14 protein-coding genes and 1 pseudogene are annotated in these 15,059 nt (G+C 66.0%); 14 read left to right on the plus strand and 1 reads right to left on the minus strand.

Going from position 1 to position 15,059, the window contains the following annotated elements; translation table 11 throughout:
* The first annotated feature begins 81 nt into the window (after window positions 1-81).
* From OHS81_RS20390 to tuf, 6 genes are all read left to right on the plus strand, one after another.
* Window positions 82-3,981, plus strand: coding sequence for a DNA-directed RNA polymerase subunit beta' (locus OHS81_RS20390; RefSeq protein ID WP_328386142.1), 3,900 nt, complete (start codon window positions 82-84; stop codon window positions 3,979-3,981).
* Window positions 3,982-4,210: 229 nt separating this feature from the next.
* Complete coding sequence (locus tag OHS81_RS20395; RefSeq protein WP_328386143.1) at window positions 4,211-4,699, plus strand: DUF1707 and DUF4190 domain-containing protein; 489 nt, start codon at window positions 4,211-4,213, stop codon at window positions 4,697-4,699.
* 402 nt (window positions 4,700-5,101) lie between these two features.
* Complete coding sequence (gene rpsL / locus OHS81_RS20400; RefSeq protein ID WP_003948652.1) at window positions 5,102-5,473, plus strand: 30S ribosomal protein S12; 372 nt, start codon at window positions 5,102-5,104, stop codon at window positions 5,471-5,473.
* Between the two features lie 2 nt (window positions 5,474-5,475).
* Window positions 5,476-5,946, plus strand: a complete 471-nt coding sequence (gene rpsG / locus OHS81_RS20405; RefSeq protein WP_085925683.1) for a 30S ribosomal protein S7 — start codon at window positions 5,476-5,478, stop codon at window positions 5,944-5,946.
* A 39-nt stretch (window positions 5,947-5,985) separates the two neighbouring features.
* Window positions 5,986-8,106: an elongation factor G gene (gene fusA / locus OHS81_RS20410; protein WP_328386144.1), complete on the plus strand. Its 2,121-nt coding sequence runs from the start codon at window positions 5,986-5,988 to the stop codon at window positions 8,104-8,106.
* 155 nt (window positions 8,107-8,261) lie between these two features.
* On the plus strand, window positions 8,262-9,455 hold the full coding sequence (tuf, locus tag OHS81_RS20415; RefSeq protein WP_159481495.1) for an elongation factor Tu: 1,194 nt from the start codon (window positions 8,262-8,264) through the stop codon (window positions 9,453-9,455).
* Window positions 9,456-9,629: 174 nt separating this feature from the next.
* Here the strand turns inward: tuf and OHS81_RS37470 are convergent.
* Window positions 9,630-10,049: pseudogene (locus OHS81_RS37470) on the minus strand (SUKH-3 domain-containing protein); the annotation flags it as partial.
* Window positions 10,050-10,718: 669 nt separating this feature from the next.
* Between OHS81_RS37470 and rpsJ the strand changes: the two are divergent.
* Genes rpsJ through rpsC form a run of 8 tightly spaced genes read left to right on the plus strand, consistent with a single transcriptional unit; the run spans window position 10,719 to window position 15,059 of the window.
* The gene (gene rpsJ, locus OHS81_RS20420) at window positions 10,719-11,027 is read left to right on the plus strand and encodes a 30S ribosomal protein S10 (protein ID WP_014054162.1); all 309 of its coding nucleotides are present in this window, start codon (window positions 10,719-10,721) and stop codon (window positions 11,025-11,027) included.
* A gap of 14 nt (window positions 11,028-11,041) precedes the next feature.
* The gene (gene rplC / locus OHS81_RS20425; protein WP_018090903.1) at window positions 11,042-11,686 is read left to right on the plus strand and encodes a 50S ribosomal protein L3; all 645 of its coding nucleotides are present in this window, start codon (window positions 11,042-11,044) and stop codon (window positions 11,684-11,686) included.
* 8 nt (window positions 11,687-11,694) lie between these two features.
* Entirely contained in the window at window positions 11,695-12,348 is a 654-nt protein-coding gene (gene rplD / locus OHS81_RS20430; protein WP_328386145.1) for a 50S ribosomal protein L4, read from the plus strand.
* Window positions 12,348-12,671, plus strand: coding sequence for a 50S ribosomal protein L23 (gene rplW / locus OHS81_RS20435; RefSeq protein WP_085925686.1), 324 nt, complete (start codon window positions 12,348-12,350; stop codon window positions 12,669-12,671). Before rplD ends, rplW begins: the two co-directional genes overlap by 1 nt.
* A gap of 39 nt (window positions 12,672-12,710) precedes the next feature.
* Complete coding sequence (gene rplB, locus OHS81_RS20440; RefSeq protein ID WP_088798407.1) at window positions 12,711-13,547, plus strand: 50S ribosomal protein L2; 837 nt, start codon at window positions 12,711-12,713, stop codon at window positions 13,545-13,547.
* Between the two features lie 12 nt (window positions 13,548-13,559).
* Window positions 13,560-13,841, plus strand: coding sequence for a 30S ribosomal protein S19 (rpsS, locus tag OHS81_RS20445; RefSeq protein ID WP_018090899.1), 282 nt, complete (start codon window positions 13,560-13,562; stop codon window positions 13,839-13,841).
* Window positions 13,842-13,884: 43 nt separating this feature from the next.
* A complete protein-coding gene (rplV, locus tag OHS81_RS20450; RefSeq protein ID WP_037839423.1) occupies window positions 13,885-14,232 on the plus strand; it encodes a 50S ribosomal protein L22 in 348 nt (115 codons plus the stop codon).
* Window positions 14,232-15,059: a 30S ribosomal protein S3 gene (rpsC, locus tag OHS81_RS20455; protein WP_030986147.1), complete on the plus strand. Its 828-nt coding sequence runs from the start codon at window positions 14,232-14,234 to the stop codon at window positions 15,057-15,059. The genes rplV and rpsC overlap by 1 nt, the downstream gene beginning before the upstream one ends.

A 15,059-nucleotide genomic window follows, 5' to 3' on the forward strand; every position in this document is an offset into this window, starting at 1 on the left:
TCAGCGATGGCTCCCCCGGCCGGCCCCAGGACCCCCGTTTCAGACCCCAAGACTTACAACCCTGAGAGGGATTGACGCATAGTGCTCGACGTCAACTTCTTCGATGAGCTCCGGATCGGTCTGGCCACCGCTGACGACATCCGTCAGTGGAGCCACGGCGAGGTCAAGAAGCCCGAGACCATCAACTACCGCACCCTCAAGCCCGAAAAGGACGGACTCTTCTGCGAGAAGATCTTCGGTCCGACCCGGGACTGGGAGTGCTACTGCGGTAAGTACAAGCGCGTCCGCTTCAAGGGCATCATCTGCGAGCGCTGTGGCGTCGAGGTCACTCGCGCCAAGGTGCGTCGTGAGCGGATGGGCCACATCGAGCTGGCCGCTCCCGTGACCCACATCTGGTACTTCAAGGGCGTGCCGAGCCGGCTGGGCTACCTGCTGGACCTCGCGCCCAAGGACCTCGAGAAGGTCATCTACTTCGCCGCCTACATGATCACGTGGGTGGACGAGGAGCGCCGTACGCGCGACCTGCCCTCGCTGGAGGCGCACGTCTCCGTCGAGCGCCAGCAGATCGAGCAGCGCCGCGACTCCGACCTGGAGGCCCGTGCCAAGAAGCTCGAGACCGACCTGGCCGAGCTGGAGGCCGAGGGCGCCAAGGCGGACGTGCGCCGCAAGGTGCGCGAGGGCGCCGAGCGTGAGATGAAGCAGCTGCGCGACCGTGCGCAGCGCGAGATCGACCGTCTCGACGAGGTCTGGAACCGCTTCAAGAACCTCAAGGTCCAGGACCTCGAGGGCGACGAGCTGCTCTACCGCGAGCTGCGGGACCGCTTCGGCACGTACTTCGACGGCTCCATGGGTGCTGCTGCCCTGCAGAAGCGCCTGGAGACCTTCGACCTCGACGAGGAGGCCGAGCGCCTCCGCGAGATCATCCGTACCGGCAAGGGCCAGAAGAAGACCCGTGCGCTCAAGCGCCTCAAGGTCGTCTCCGCCTTCCTGCAGACCCGCAACAGCCCCAAGGGCATGGTGCTGGACTGCATCCCGGTGATCCCGCCGGACCTGCGTCCGATGGTGCAGCTGGACGGTGGCCGCTTCGCGACCTCCGACCTGAACGACCTGTACCGCCGTGTGATCAACCGCAACAACCGCCTCAAGCGGCTTCTCGACCTCGGCGCGCCCGAGATCATCGTGAACAACGAGAAGCGGATGCTGCAGGAGGCCGTCGACGCGCTGTTCGACAACGGCCGCCGCGGCCGCCCGGTCACCGGTCCCGGTAACCGCCCGCTGAAGTCCCTCAGCGACATGCTGAAGGGCAAGCAGGGCCGCTTCCGTCAGAACCTGCTCGGTAAGCGAGTCGACTACTCGGCGCGTTCCGTCATCGTCGTCGGCCCGCAGCTCAAGCTGCACCAGTGCGGTCTGCCCAAGGCCATGGCGCTGGAGCTCTTCAAGCCGTTCGTGATGAAGCGCCTGGTGGACCTCAACCACGCGCAGAACATCAAGAGCGCCAAGCGCATGGTCGAGCGCGGACGCACGGTCGTCTACGACGTGCTCGAAGAGGTCATCGCCGAGCACCCGGTGCTGCTGAACCGTGCACCCACCCTGCACCGTCTGGGCATCCAGGCCTTCGAGCCGCAGCTGGTCGAGGGCAAGGCCATTCAGATTCACCCGCTCGTCTGCACCGCGTTCAACGCGGACTTCGACGGTGACCAGATGGCCGTCCACCTCCCGCTGTCCGCGGAGGCCCAGGCCGAGGCCCGCATCCTGATGCTGTCCTCGAACAACATCCTCAAGCCGGCCGACGGCCGTCCGGTCACCATGCCGACCCAGGACATGGTGCTCGGTCTCTTCTTCCTCACCACGGATGAAGAGGAGCGCAAGGTCATCGGTGAGGGCCGGGCGTTCGGCTCGACCGCCGAAGCGATCATGGCGTTCGACGCCAAGGAGCTCTCGCTCCAGGCGAAGGTCGACATCCGCTTCCCGATCGGCACCGTCCCGCCCCGCGGCTGGACCCCGCCGGTTCCGGAGGAGGACGAGCCCGAGTGGCAGCAGGGTGACAGCTTCCGCCTGCGGACGACCCTGGGCCGCGCGCTCTTCAACGAGCTGCTGCCCGAGGACTACCCGTTCGTCGACTACTCGGTGGGCAAGAAGCAGCTCTCCGCGATCGTCAACGACCTGGCCGAGCGCTACCCCAAGGTCATCGTGGCGGCGACGCTCGACAACCTGAAGGCGGCCGGCTTCCACTGGGCGACCCGTTCCGGCGTCACCGTCGCCGTCTCGGACATCGTCGTGCCGGAGGCCAAGAAGGCCATCGTCGCGGGCTACGAGGCCCAGGACGAGAAGGTCCAGAAGCAGTACGAGCGCGGTCTGATCACCAAGGACGAGCGCACGCAGGAACTCATCAACATCTGGACCAAGGCGACCAACGAGGTCTCCGAGGCGATGAATGAGAACTTCCCCAAGACGAACCCCATCTTCATGATGGTTGACTCGGGTGCCCGAGGAAACATGATGCAGATGCGGCAGATCGCCGGTATGCGTGGTCTGGTGTCGAACGCCAAGAACGAGACCATCCCGCGTCCGATCAAGGCGTCGTTCCGCGAGGGTCTGTCCGTGCTGGAGTACTTCATCTCCACCCACGGTGCCCGTAAGGGTCTGGCGGACACCGCTCTGCGTACCGCCGACTCCGGTTACCTCACCCGTCGTCTGGTCGACGTCTCCCAGGACGTCATCATTCGCGAGGAGGACTGCGGCACCGAGCGCGGTCTCAAGCTGCGGATCGCCTCGAAGGACGCCGCGGGTGTCCTGCGCAAGGCGGACGACGTCGAGTCCAGCGTCTACGCCCGGATGCTCGCCGAGGACGTCGTCGTCGACGGCAAGGTCGTCGCGCCGGCCAACGTCGACCTCGGTGACGTGCTCATCGACGCGCTGGTCAACGCGGGCGTCGAGGAGGTCAAGACCCGCTCGGTCCTGACCTGTGAGTCCGCGGTCGGCACCTGTGCCTTCTGCTACGGCCGTTCGCTGGCCACCGGCAAGCTGGTCGACATCGGTGAGGCGGTCGGCATCATCGCCGCCCAGTCCATCGGTGAGCCCGGCACCCAGCTGACGATGCGTACCTTCCACACCGGTGGTGTGGCCGGTGACGACATCACCCTGGGTCTGCCGCGTGTCGTCGAGCTCTTCGAGGCCCGTACGCCCAAGGGTGTCGCCCCGATCTCGGAGGCGGCCGGCCGCGTCCGGATCGAGGAGACCGAGAAGACCAAGAAGGTCGTCGTCACCCCGGACGACGGCAGCGACGAGATGGCGTACGGCGTCTCCAAGCGTGCCCGTCTCCTGGTGGGCGAGGGCGACCACGTCACGGTCGGCCAGCCGATGACCGTGGGTGCCGTCAACCCGCACGACGTGCTGCGGATCCTCGGCCAGCGTGCCGTCCAGGTCCACCTGGTCGGCGAGGTCCAGAAGGTCTACAACAGCCAGGGCGTGGCGATCCACGACAAGCACATCGAGATCATCATCCGGCAGATGCTGCGCCGTGTGACGATCATCGAGTCCGGCGACGCGGAGCTGCTGCCGGGCGAGCTGGTGGAGCGCACGAAGTTCGAGGGTGAGAACCGTCGGGTCGTGGCGGAGGGTGGCCACCCGGCCTCCGGCCGTCCGCAGCTGATGGGTATCACCAAGGCGTCGCTGGCCACCGAGTCGTGGCTGTCGGCGGCGTCCTTCCAGGAGACGACCAGGGTCCTGACCGACGCGGCGATCAACGCCAAGTCGGACTCCCTGATCGGCCTCAAGGAGAACGTCATCATCGGTAAGCTCATCCCGGCCGGTACGGGCCTGTCCCGCTACCGCAACATCCGGGTCGAGCCCACCGAGGAGGCGAAGGCCGCGATGTACTCGGCCGTCGGTTACGACGACATCGACTACTCGCCCTTCGGCACCGGCTCCGGCCAGGCGGTCCCGCTGGAGGACTACGACTACGGTCCGTACAACCAGTAAGCCTGGTCCGTACGACAGCAACAGGGCGGCCATCCCTCGCGGGGTGGCCGCCCTGCGGCGTTGTCCGGCCCGCCCGCAGGTTAGGGGCCGCGCGGGGGAACTTGTCCTCCCATTGCTGCGTCTGTGATGAGAAGATGGGGAGAACTGTCGAGCGGGGGAGGTTCGCGAAGTGGCATTCCAGCCGTGGCAGGGCGGGCAGCCGGCTCAGCCGGCGCATCAGGTGCCGGCGATGCGCGCCTCGCACGCTGATCGCGAGCGGGCGGTCGATGTGCTCAAGGCAGGTTTCGCCGAGGGGCGGCTGCAGCAGCCGGAGTACGAGCAGCGGATAGGGCGGGCCTACAAGGCGCAGACCCACGCCGAGCTGCAGATGCTGGTCGCGGATCTTCCACAGGGGCCGGTACCGCAGGCGCAGTTCCAGCCACAGCGGCCCATGGTTCCGGCGACGTTCATGCCGATGCCCATGCAGATGCCGGCGCCGGTGCATACCAACTCCTCGGCGACGGGCGCGCTGGTCTGCGGGCTCATGACGCCGGTGACCTGGGGGCTGACGGCGATCCCGGCGGTGATCCTGGGGCACAAGGCGCGTGCCGAGATCCGCCGCTCGGGGGAGCGCGGGGACGGCCAGGCCATCGCGGGGCTGGTGCTGGGCTGGCTGGGGATCGGCGGCTGGGCGCTGTTTCTGCTGGTCTTCATCCTGTCGGCGGCGGCCAACCTCTGAGTGGTCCGCGGCCCGGGCGGCAGGCGGCCGCGGCGGTGGCACAGCGGCCGTGGTAGCGGGGCGGCGCCTTCTTCCGTACGGTCGTCGAGCGCACTACGGTGGCCGCAACGCCGTGAGGAGTCCGGCGTGTCCTTCGCGTGTGCATTTGTTTTGACCGCAGCCCATGCGGTAGGTACGCTCTGACCTTGTGCCTGGGGTGTCCCTGGGCTGTCGTGCGCGCAATTCTCCGCAGGCTCTGGCCTGGAGAGTCACAGCACGGAAGCCGGGTTCTGACACCGCAATCTGCCGCCACGCTCGTTCCAGCGAGGGTTCGGACTGCAGTATTCGACACACCCGACCGCGTGGGTCGGGGAAGTTCCAGGTTAGCTTTACCGAGACTGGCACACAGAAACCGGAGAAACGGTGCCTACGATCCAGCAGCTGGTCCGCAAGGGCCGGCAGGACAAGGTCGAGAAGAACAAGACGCCCGCGCTCGAGGGTTCCCCCCAGCGCCGTGGCGTCTGCACGCGTGTTTTCACGACCACCCCGAAGAAGCCGAACTCGGCCCTGCGTAAGGTCGCGCGTGTGCGTCTGACCAGCGGGATCGAGGTCACCGCTTACATTCCGGGTGAGGGCCACAACCTGCAGGAGCACTCGATCGTGCTCGTGCGTGGTGGTCGTGTGAAGGACCTGCCGGGTGTTCGGTACAAGATCATCCGCGGCTCCCTCGACACGCAGGGCGTCAAGAACCGCAAGCAGGCTCGCAGCCGCTACGGCGCCAAGAAGGAGAAGTAAGAATGCCTCGTAAGGGCCCCGCCCCGAAGCGCCCGGTCATCATCGACCCGGTCTACGGTTCTCCTCTGGTGACCTCCCTCATCAACAAGGTGCTGCTGAACGGAAAGCGCTCCACCGCCGAGCGCATCGTTTACGGCGCCATGGAGGGTCTGCGCGAGAAGACCGGCAACGACCCGGTCATCACGCTCAAGCGCGCGCTCGAGAACATCAAGCCGACCCTTGAGGTCAAGTCCCGCCGTGTCGGTGGCGCGACCTACCAGGTCCCGGTCGAGGTCAAGCCCGGCCGCGCCGGCACCCTCTCGCTGCGCTGGCTCGTGGGCTACTCCCGCGCCCGCCGCGAGAAGACCATGACCGAGCGCCTCATGAACGAACTGCTCGACGCCTCCAACGGCCTCGGCGCTTCGGTCAAGAAGCGTGAGGACACGCACAAGATGGCCGAGTCCAACAAGGCCTTCGCGCACTACCGCTGGTAGTCGCAACCCACATCGAGACCGAGAGAAGATTGAGCCACTATGGCCACCACTTCGCTTGACCTGGCCAAGGTCCGCAACATTGGGATCATGGCCCACATCGACGCGGGCAAGACGACCACCACCGAGCGGATCCTGTTCTACACCGGTGTTTCGTACAAGATCGGTGAGGTCCACGACGGCGCTGCCACGATGGACTGGATGGAGCAGGAGCAGGAGCGCGGCATCACCATCACGTCTGCCGCGACGACCTGCCACTGGCCGCTGGAAGACGTCGACAACACCATCAACATCATCGACACCCCGGGCCACGTCGACTTCACGGTCGAGGTGGAGCGCTCGCTGCGCGTCCTGGACGGTGCGGTGACGGTGTTCGACGGCGTTGCCGGTGTCGAGCCCCAGTCCGAGACCGTCTGGCGTCAGGCGGACCGCTACGGCGTGCCGCGTATCTGCTTCGTCAACAAGCTCGACCGCACGGGCGCCGAGTTCCACCGCTGCGTCGACATGATCGTGGACCGCCTGGGCGCGACCCCGATCGTGATGCAGCTCCCGATCGGCACCGAGGCGGACTTCAAGGGCGTCGTCGACCTCGTCACCATGAAGGCCCTGGTCTGGTCGGCCGAGGCTGCCAAGGGCGAGATGTACGACACCGTCGACATCCCGGACACGCACATCGAGGCTGCCGACGAATGGCGCGGCAAGCTGCTCGAGGCCGTTGCCGAGAACGATGAAGAGATCATGGAGCTGTACCTGGAGGGCCAGGAGCCCACCGTGGAGCAGCTCTACGCGGCGATCCGCCGGATCACCATCGCTTCGGGCAAGGCCGAGAACACCACCGTCACCCCGGTGTTCTGCGGTACCGCGTTCAAGAACAAGGGTGTCCAGCCCCTGCTCGACGCGGTCGTGCGCTACCTCCCCTCCCCCCTCGACGTCGAGGCCATCGAAGGCCACTCCGTCAAGGACCCGGAAGAGGTCATCAAGCGCCAGCCGTCCGAGAGCGAGCCGCTGGCCGCTCTGGCGTTCAAGATTGCGAGCGACCCCCACCTGGGCAAGCTCACCTTCATCCGCATCTACTCGGGCCGCCTCGAGGCCGGCTCGCAGGTGCAGAACTCGGTGAAGGGCAAGAAGGAGCGCATCGGCAAGATCTACCGGATGCACGCGAACAAGCGTGAGGAGATCGAGTCGGTGGGTGCCGGTGACATCGTCGCCGTCATGGGCCTGAAGCAGACCACCACCGGTGAGACCCTCTGCGACGCTGCCAACCCGGTCATCCTTGAGTCGATGGAGTTCCCGGCCCCGGTCATCCAGGTCGCCATTGAGCCCAAGTCCAAGGGTGACCAGGAGAAGCTGGGTGTCGCCATCCAGCGCCTCGCCGAAGAGGACCCCTCGTTCCAGGTGCACACCGACGAGGAGACCGGCCAGACCATCATCGCGGGTATGGGCGAGCTGCACCTCGACGTGCTGGTCGACCGTATGAAGCGTGAGTTCCGGGTCGAGGCCAACGTCGGCAAGCCGCAGGTCGCCTACCGCGAGACCCTGCGCAAGGCCGTCGAGCGTCTCGACTACACGCACAAGAAGCAGACCGGTGGTTCCGGTCAGTTCGCCAAGGTGCAGATCGCGATCGCGCCGCTCGAGGGCGACGGGTACGAGTTCGAGAACAAGGTCACCGGTGGCCGTATCCCGCGGGAGTACATCCCGTCCGTGGACGCGGGCTGCCAGGAGGCCATGGAGTTCGGTGTTCTCGCCGGCTACCCGCTGACGGGCGTCAAGGTCACCCTGCTCGACGGTGCGTTCCACGAGGTCGACTCGTCGGAAATGGCCTTCAAGATCGCCGGTTCGATGGCCTTCAAGGAGGCCGCGCGCAAGGCCTCCCCGGCCCTGCTCGAGCCGATGATGAAGGTCGAGGTCACCACGCCCGAGGACTACATGGGCGACGTGATCGGCGACATCAACTCCCGCCGTGGTCAGATCCAGTCCATGGAGGAGCGCAGCGGCGCCAAGCTCGTCACGGGCCTGGTCCCCCTGTCGGAGATGTTCGGCTACGTCGGAGACCTCCGCAGCAAGACGTCGGGTCGCGCGAGCTACTCGATGCAGTTCGACTCCTACGCCGAGGTTCCCCGGAACGTCGCCGAGGAGATCATCGCGAAGGCCAAGGGCGAGTAGGTCCGTCTCCCGAGAGCCGGAACACGCTTTAGGCTTGACACCGTCTGATGGGGTAATCCCCGCAAACCGTGAGGATTGCCCCGTCAGCCGGCATCCCAGCAAAGATCACCTGGCGCCGATGAGTAAGGCGTACAGAACCACTTCAGGAGGAACCAGTGGCGAAGGCGAAGTTCGAGCGGACTAAGCCGCACGTCAACATCGGCACCATCGGTCACATTGACCACGGTAAGACGACCCTCACGGCCGCCATTACCAAGGTGCTGCACGACGCGTACCCGGACCTGAACGAGGCCTCGGCCTTCGACCAGATCGACAAGGCTCCTGAGGAGCGCCAGCGCGGTATCACGATTTCGATCGCGCACGTCGAGTACCAGACGGAGAACCGTCACTACGCCCACGTCGACTGCCCCGGTCACGCGGACTACATCAAGAACATGATCACGGGTGCGGCGCAGATGGACGGCGCCATCCTCGTGGTTGCCGCCACCGACGGCCCGATGCCGCAGACCAAGGAGCACGTGCTCCTGGCCCGCCAGGTCGGCGTTCCGTACATCGTTGTCGCCCTGAACAAGGCCGACATGGTGGACGACGAGGAGATCCTGGAGCTCGTCGAGCTCGAGGTCCGTGAGCTCCTCTCCGAGTACGAGTTCCCCGGCGACGACGTTCCGGTCGTCAAGGTCTCGGCGCTCAAGGCGCTCGAGGGCGACAAGGAGTGGGGCGACTCCGTCCTCAAGCTCATGGCCGCCGTCGACGAGTCGATCCCGCAGCCCGAGCGTGACGTCGACAAGCCGTTCCTGATGCCGATCGAGGACGTCTTCACGATCACCGGCCGTGGCACCGTTGTCACCGGTCGTATCGAGCGTGGTGTCCTCAAGGTCAACGAGACCGTCGACATCATCGGCATCAAGACCGAGAAGACCACCACCACGGTCACCGGTATCGAGATGTTCCGGAAGCTCCTCGACGAGGGCCAGGCCGGTGAGAACGTCGGTCTGCTGCTTCGCGGTATCAAGCGCGAGGACGTCGAGCGCGGCCAGGTCATCATCAAGCCGGGTTCGGTCACGCCGCACACCTCGTTCGAGGCCCAGGCCTACATCCTGTCGAAGGACGAGGGTGGCCGCCACACCCCGTTCTTCAACAACTACCGCCCGCAGTTCTACTTCCGTACCACGGACGTGACCGGCGTCGTGACCCTCCCCGAGGGCACCGAGATGGTCATGCCGGGCGACAACACCGAGATGTCGGTCGAGCTGATCCAGCCGGTCGCCATGGAGGAGGGCCTGAAGTTCGCCATCCGTGAGGGTGGCCGGACCGTCGGCGCCGGCCAGGTCACCAAGATCAACAAGTAATTCTGTTGATCCGGTTGATCCGGTTGATCCGGTCGTAGCTCCCCGGAGCTCACAAGGAGCCCCGCTCACCGTCAGGTGGGCGGGGCTCCTTGGCATTCGGGTGGGGGCTTGGGCGGGTCGGCAGAGGTATTCCTCGATGGGCTGAAGGTGCACGGTACGCGGATTGGAAAATGCTTCGTGCATTCCTGTTCCTGCGAAGTAGGCGCCGGGGTGGTGCAGGTAATACATCCGATTATTGGGGTCCATTACCACGAGCCCATTCTCGATTCTTTCCCATCCGATGGGAAATACTGGTTGTTGCGTATCGTCCATGGTTTCAGAGATCTGCTCGGCCTTATTGCTGCAGAATCTTGCGCAGGTGTTGAAGCGGTCTGTGTGCCCGGCGGCAGGGAAGAAGGGCACGTCCAAGAACCCGTACGAGCGCAGGAAGGCCTCCGCTTCCGGGAAGAGTCTGACCTGGCAACCGTGTGCTGCCAGGTCGGCAATGACGAACTCCGCCAATTCCCCGACTCTTTCGGAGACGTCGCGATCGGGGCGCCATCCCGCGTTGGTGAAGAGCTGATCTATCTCTTCCCGTGTCGGCGCGATCACCATATTCAAGCCCCTTTATGCTGTGGATCCGTGGTGCCTGTGAGGCCTGCTGCCCGGCCTGGAGAACAGTGGTCTGCGGGTGCAAGGAGGGTGTTTTCGGCGTGCTCATGTTCCGCTTCGCCGGTATCGACGACCGACCCCGTCGATCCCGGCGAGGGGGAGGAGCGACGGACCGCGGAACACGGAAGCGTCACCGCCGGCCCGATGAGTCACCATCCGGTGCGCGCAGCCCACGGGCCGCCGGTGTGAAGTGAGTTCAGGGTGGTGGCGGCCGAGGGAGCACCCGTTCAGCCCGGTGGTCGGGTAGTGTCTCCCGCTTCAGTTGGCCAGCCCCGTGGCCTGTATGGCACACTGTCCAGGTTGCTCGGTTGAGTGCCGATGTTGCGCGCCTCCCGCCGGGAGGACCGGAAGCGAGTCCCAGGTATTCGTCGTCCCTTCTCAGGGTCGGAAATACGGGAATCTTTCGGGAAGCGTCAGCGGGGTGCCTCAGCCAGGCGCCCGGTGGGTGTCCTACCCCCACGCATTCCTTCCAGAGGGATCCTCCTTGTGGGGATTTACCGGAAGGGGCGCGACACGCCCGACCGCGGGGGTCGGAGGTAGGGCGGTGCTTCTCACGGAGCACAGCACGCCGGGTCCCAGAGCGTTTACGAGAGACAGGACTACGAAGTAGCCATGGCGGGACAGAAGATCCGCATCCGGCTCAAGGCCTACGACCACGAGGTCATCGACTCTTCGGCGAAGAAGATCGTCGAGACGGTGACCCGTACTGGTGCGTCGGTCGCGGGCCCGGTGCCGCTGCCCACTGAGAAGAACGTGTACTGCGTCATCAAGTCGCCGCACAAGTACAAGGACGCGCGCGAGCACTTCGAGATGCGTACGCACAAGCGCCTGATCGACATCCTCGACCCGACGCCCAAGACCGTTGACTCGCTGATGCGCCTGGACCTTCCGGCCGGCGTTGACATCGAGATCAAGCTCTGAGAGGCGCGGAAGAGATGGCTAAGCAGATCAAGGGCATCCTGGGCGAGAAGCTCGGCATGACCCAGGTCTGGGACGAGAACAACCGTGTCGTCCCGGTGACCGTGGTGAAGGCCGGCCCCTGTGTCGTTACCCAGGTGCGCACCAATGACCAGGACGGTTACGACTCCGTCCAGATCGCCTTCGGCGAGATCGACCCGCGCAAGGTGAACAAGCCCCTCAAGGGCCACTTCGCGAAGGCCGACGTCACCCCCCGTCGTCACCTCGTCGAGGTCCGTACCACCGACGCCGGTGAGTACACCCTCGGCCAGGAGCTGACCGCTGAGACCTTCGAGTCCGGCGTCAAGGTGGACGTGACCGGCAAGAGCAAGGGCAAGGGCTTCGCCGGTGTCATGAAGCGTCACGGCTTCCATGGCGGCAAGGCCTCCCACGGTGCCCACCGCGTGCACCGTAAGCCTGGCTCCATCGGTGGCTGCGCCACCCCGGGCCGCGTGTTCAAGGGCATGCGGATGGCCGGCCGTATGGGCAATGAGCGGGTCACCACCCAGAACCTGACCGTCCATGCCGTTGACGCGGAGAAGGGCCTGCTGCTCATCAAGGGCGCAGTTCCTGGTCCGAACGGCGGCCTCGTCCTGGTCCGTACCGCGGCCAAGGGGGCCTGAGGTAACCGATGAGCACCATTGACATCCTTTCGCCGGCAGGCGACAAGGCCGGTAGCGTCGAGCTCCCCACGGAGATCTTCGACGCCAAGGTCAGCGTTCCGCTGATCCACCAGGTCGTTGTCGCGCAGCTGGCCGCGGCCCGTCAGGGCACGCACAAGACCAAGACTCGCGGCGAGGTCCGCGGCGGTGGCAAGAAGCCGTACCGCCAGAAGGGCACCGGCCGTGCGCGTCAGGGTTCGACCCGTGCGCCGCAGTTCGCCGGCGGTGGCGTCGTCCACGGCCCGCAGCCGCGTGACTACTCGCAGCGGACGCCCAAGAAGATGAAGGTTGCCGCCCTGCGCGGTGCCCTCACCGACCGGGCCCGCAACAGCCGTATCCACGTCGTTGCCGGCGTGGTCGAGGGCGACATCTCCACCAAGGCCGCCAAGACTCTCCTCGGCAAGGTCAGCGAGCGAAAGCACGTGCTCCTGGTCGCCGAGCGCAGCGACGAGGCCGCGTGGCTGTCCGCCCGCAACCTGCCCCAGGTGCACATCCTGGAGCCGGGCCAGCTGAACACGTACGACGTGCTCGTCTCCGACGACGTGGTCTTCACCAAGGCCGCCTTCGAGTCCTTCGTGTCTGGCCCCAAGGCCAACGCTGAGACCGAAGGGAGCGACGCCTGATGAGTGAGGCCGTCGTCACCAGCAAGACCTTCTCGGACCCGCGCGACGTGCTCGTCAAGCCGGTTGTCTCGGAGAAGAGCTACGCCCTGCTGGACGAGAACAAGTACACGTTCATCGTCGCGCCGGGCTCGAACAAGACCCAGATCAAGCAGGCCGTCGAGGCGGTCTTCTCGGTCAAGGTCACCGGGGTCAACACGATCAACCGGCAGGGCAAGCGCAAGCGCACCCGCACCGGTTACGGCAAGCGCGCAGACACCAAGCGCGCCATCGTGACCCTCGCCGAGGGCGACCGTATCGACATCTTCGGCGGCCCGGTCTCCTAACGGAGTCCGAGTCGTCCGGAATCGGACGAGGACTGAGAAATGGGTATCCGCAAGTACAAGCCGACGACCCCGGGCCGTCGTGGCTCCAGCGTCGCCGACTTTGTCGAGATCACGCGGTCCACGCCGGAGAAGTCGCTGGTCCGCCCGCTGCACAGCAAGGGCGGCCGTAACAACGCCGGTCGTGTGACCGTTCGCCACCAGGGCGGTGGCCACAAGCGCGCCTACCGAGTGATCGACTTCCGTCGTCACGACAAGGACGGCGTGCCGGCCAAGGTCGCGCACATCGAGTACGACCCGAACCGCACCGCGCGCATCGCGCTCCTGCACTACGCAGACGGCGAGAAGCGCTACATCATCGCGCCCCGTGGCCTGGTCCAGGGTGCTCGGATTGAGAACGGCGCTGGCGCCGACATCAAGCCGGGCAACAACCTGCCGCTGCGCCACATCCCCGTGGGTACGACGATCCACGCGATCGAGCTGCGTCCGGGCGGCGGTGCGAAGTTCGCCCGCTCGGCCGGTGCCTCCGTGCAGCTGCTGGCGAAGGAGGGCCGCATGGCTCACCTTCGTATGCCGTCCGGTGAGATCCGCCTGGTCGACGTGCGCTGCCGCGCCACCGTCGGCGAGGTCGGCAACGCCGAGCAGTCGAACATCAACTGGGGTAAGGCCGGCCGCATGCGCTGGAAGGGCGTCCGCCCGACCGTGCGTGGTGTCGTGATGAACCCCGTCGACCACCCGCACGGTGGTGGTGAAGGCAAGACTTCCGGTGGTCGCCACCCGGTCTCGCCGTGGGGTCAGAAGGAGGGTCGTACTCGTTCGCCGAAGAAGGCGAGCAACAAGTACATCGTCCGCCGCCGCAAGACGAACAAGAAGCGCTAGGAGCGGGTTTAGATGCCGCGCAGTCTCAAGAAGGGGCCCTTCGTCGACGACCACCTTTCCAAGAAGGTGGATGTTCAGAACGATGCCGGCACCAAGAACGTCATCAAGACCTGGTCCCGCCGCTCCATGATCGTCCCGGCCATGCTCGGCCACACGATCGCGGTGCACGACGGCCGCAAGCACGTCCCGGTGTTCGTCACCGAGTCGATGGTCGGCCACAAGCTCGGCGAGTTTGCGCCGACCCGCACCTTCCGCGGCCACGAGAAGGACGACCGCAAGTCGCGGCGTCGTTGATCGGCGGAGTGCGAAGACTATGACTGACACCGAAGGGACAACCATGGAAGCCAGGGCCCAGGCGCGGTACATCCGCGTCACGCCCATGAAGGCCCGCCGCGTGGTGGACCTTATCCGTGGCATGAATGCCACGGAGGCTCAGGCGGTCCTGCGTTTCGCCCCGCAGGCCGCGAGCGTGCCGGTGGGCAAGGTGCTGGACAGCGCCATTGCCAACGCCGCGCACAACTACGACCACACCGACGCCGGCAGCCTCGTCATCTCCGAGGCATATGTCGACGAGGGCCCGACCCTGAAGCGGTTCCGTCCGCGCGCCCAGGGCCGTGCCTACCGGATCCGCAAGCGGACCAGCCACATCACCGTGGTCGTCAGCAGCAAGGAAGGAACCCGGTAATGGGCCAGAAGGTTAACCCGCACGGGTTCCGGCTCGGCATCACCACCGACTTCAAGTCGCGTTGGTACGCCGACAAGCTGTACAAGGACTACGTCAAGGAAGACGTCGCCATTCGTCGCATGATGACGAAGGGCATGGAGCGCGCCGGTATCTCCAAGGTGGAGATCGAGCGCACCCGTGAGCGCGTCCGCGTTGACATCCACACCGCTCGTCCGGGCATCGTCATCGGCCGCCGCGGCGCCGAGGCGGACCGCATCCGCGGCGAGCTGGAGAAGCTGACCGGCAAGCAGGTCCAGCTGAACATCCTCGAGGTCAAGAACCCCGAGACCGATGCTCAGCTGGTGGCCCAGGCCGTCGCCGAGCAGCTGTCCTCCCGCGTCTCCTTCCGTCGCGCCATGCGTAAGAGCATGCAGTCGACGATGAAGGCCGGCGCCAAGGGCATCAAGATCCAGTGTGGTGGCCGTCTCGGCGGCGCCGAGATGTCCCGCTCGGAGTTCTACCGCGAGGGCCGTGTGCCCCTGCACACGCTCCGTGCGAACGTCGACTACGGCTTCTTCGAGGCCAAGACCACCTTCGGCCGTATCGGTGTGAAGGTCTGGATCTACAAGGGCGACGTCAAGAACATCGCCGAGGTGCGTGCCGAGAACGCTGCCGCCCGTGCGGGTAACCGCCCGGCCCGCGGTGGCGGCAACGACCGCCCGCGCCGCGGTGGCGAGCGTGGCGGCCGCGGTGGCCGCAAGCCGCAGCAGCAGACCGCCGCTGCCGAGGCCCCCAAGGCCGAGGCCGCAGCCGCTGCTCCGGCGGAGACCCCCGGAACGGAGGCCTGA

The organism is Streptomyces sp. NBC_00400 (assembly GCF_036048035.1).
Taxonomy (GTDB): domain Bacteria; phylum Actinomycetota; class Actinomycetes; order Streptomycetales; family Streptomycetaceae; genus Streptomyces.

What these genes read in the sequence shown, in the direction of transcription:
- OHS81_RS20395 (WP_328386143.1), top strand. Translation starts at nt 4,211, where the DNA reads ATGCGCGCCTCGCACGCTGATCGCGAGCGGGCGGTCGATGTGCTCAAG.
- rpsG (WP_085925683.1), top strand. Translation starts at nt 5,476, where the DNA reads ATGCCTCGTAAGGGCCCCGCCCCGAAGCGCCCGGTCATCATCGACCCG.
- fusA (WP_328386144.1), top strand. Translation starts at nt 5,986, where the DNA reads ATGGCCACCACTTCGCTTGACCTGGCCAAGGTCCGCAACATTGGGATC.
- rpsJ (WP_014054162.1), top strand. Translation starts at nt 10,719, where the DNA reads ATGGCGGGACAGAAGATCCGCATCCGGCTCAAGGCCTACGACCACGAG.
- rplC (WP_018090903.1), top strand. Translation starts at nt 11,042, where the DNA reads ATGGCTAAGCAGATCAAGGGCATCCTGGGCGAGAAGCTCGGCATGACC.
- rplD (WP_328386145.1), top strand. Translation starts at nt 11,695, where the DNA reads ATGAGCACCATTGACATCCTTTCGCCGGCAGGCGACAAGGCCGGTAGC.
- rplW (WP_085925686.1), top strand. Translation starts at nt 12,348, where the DNA reads ATGAGTGAGGCCGTCGTCACCAGCAAGACCTTCTCGGACCCGCGCGAC.
- rplB (WP_088798407.1), top strand. Translation starts at nt 12,711, where the DNA reads ATGGGTATCCGCAAGTACAAGCCGACGACCCCGGGCCGTCGTGGCTCC.
- rpsS (WP_018090899.1), top strand. Translation starts at nt 13,560, where the DNA reads ATGCCGCGCAGTCTCAAGAAGGGGCCCTTCGTCGACGACCACCTTTCC.
- rplV (WP_037839423.1), top strand. Translation starts at nt 13,885, where the DNA reads ATGGAAGCCAGGGCCCAGGCGCGGTACATCCGCGTCACGCCCATGAAG.
- rpsC (WP_030986147.1), top strand. Translation starts at nt 14,232, where the DNA reads ATGGGCCAGAAGGTTAACCCGCACGGGTTCCGGCTCGGCATCACCACC.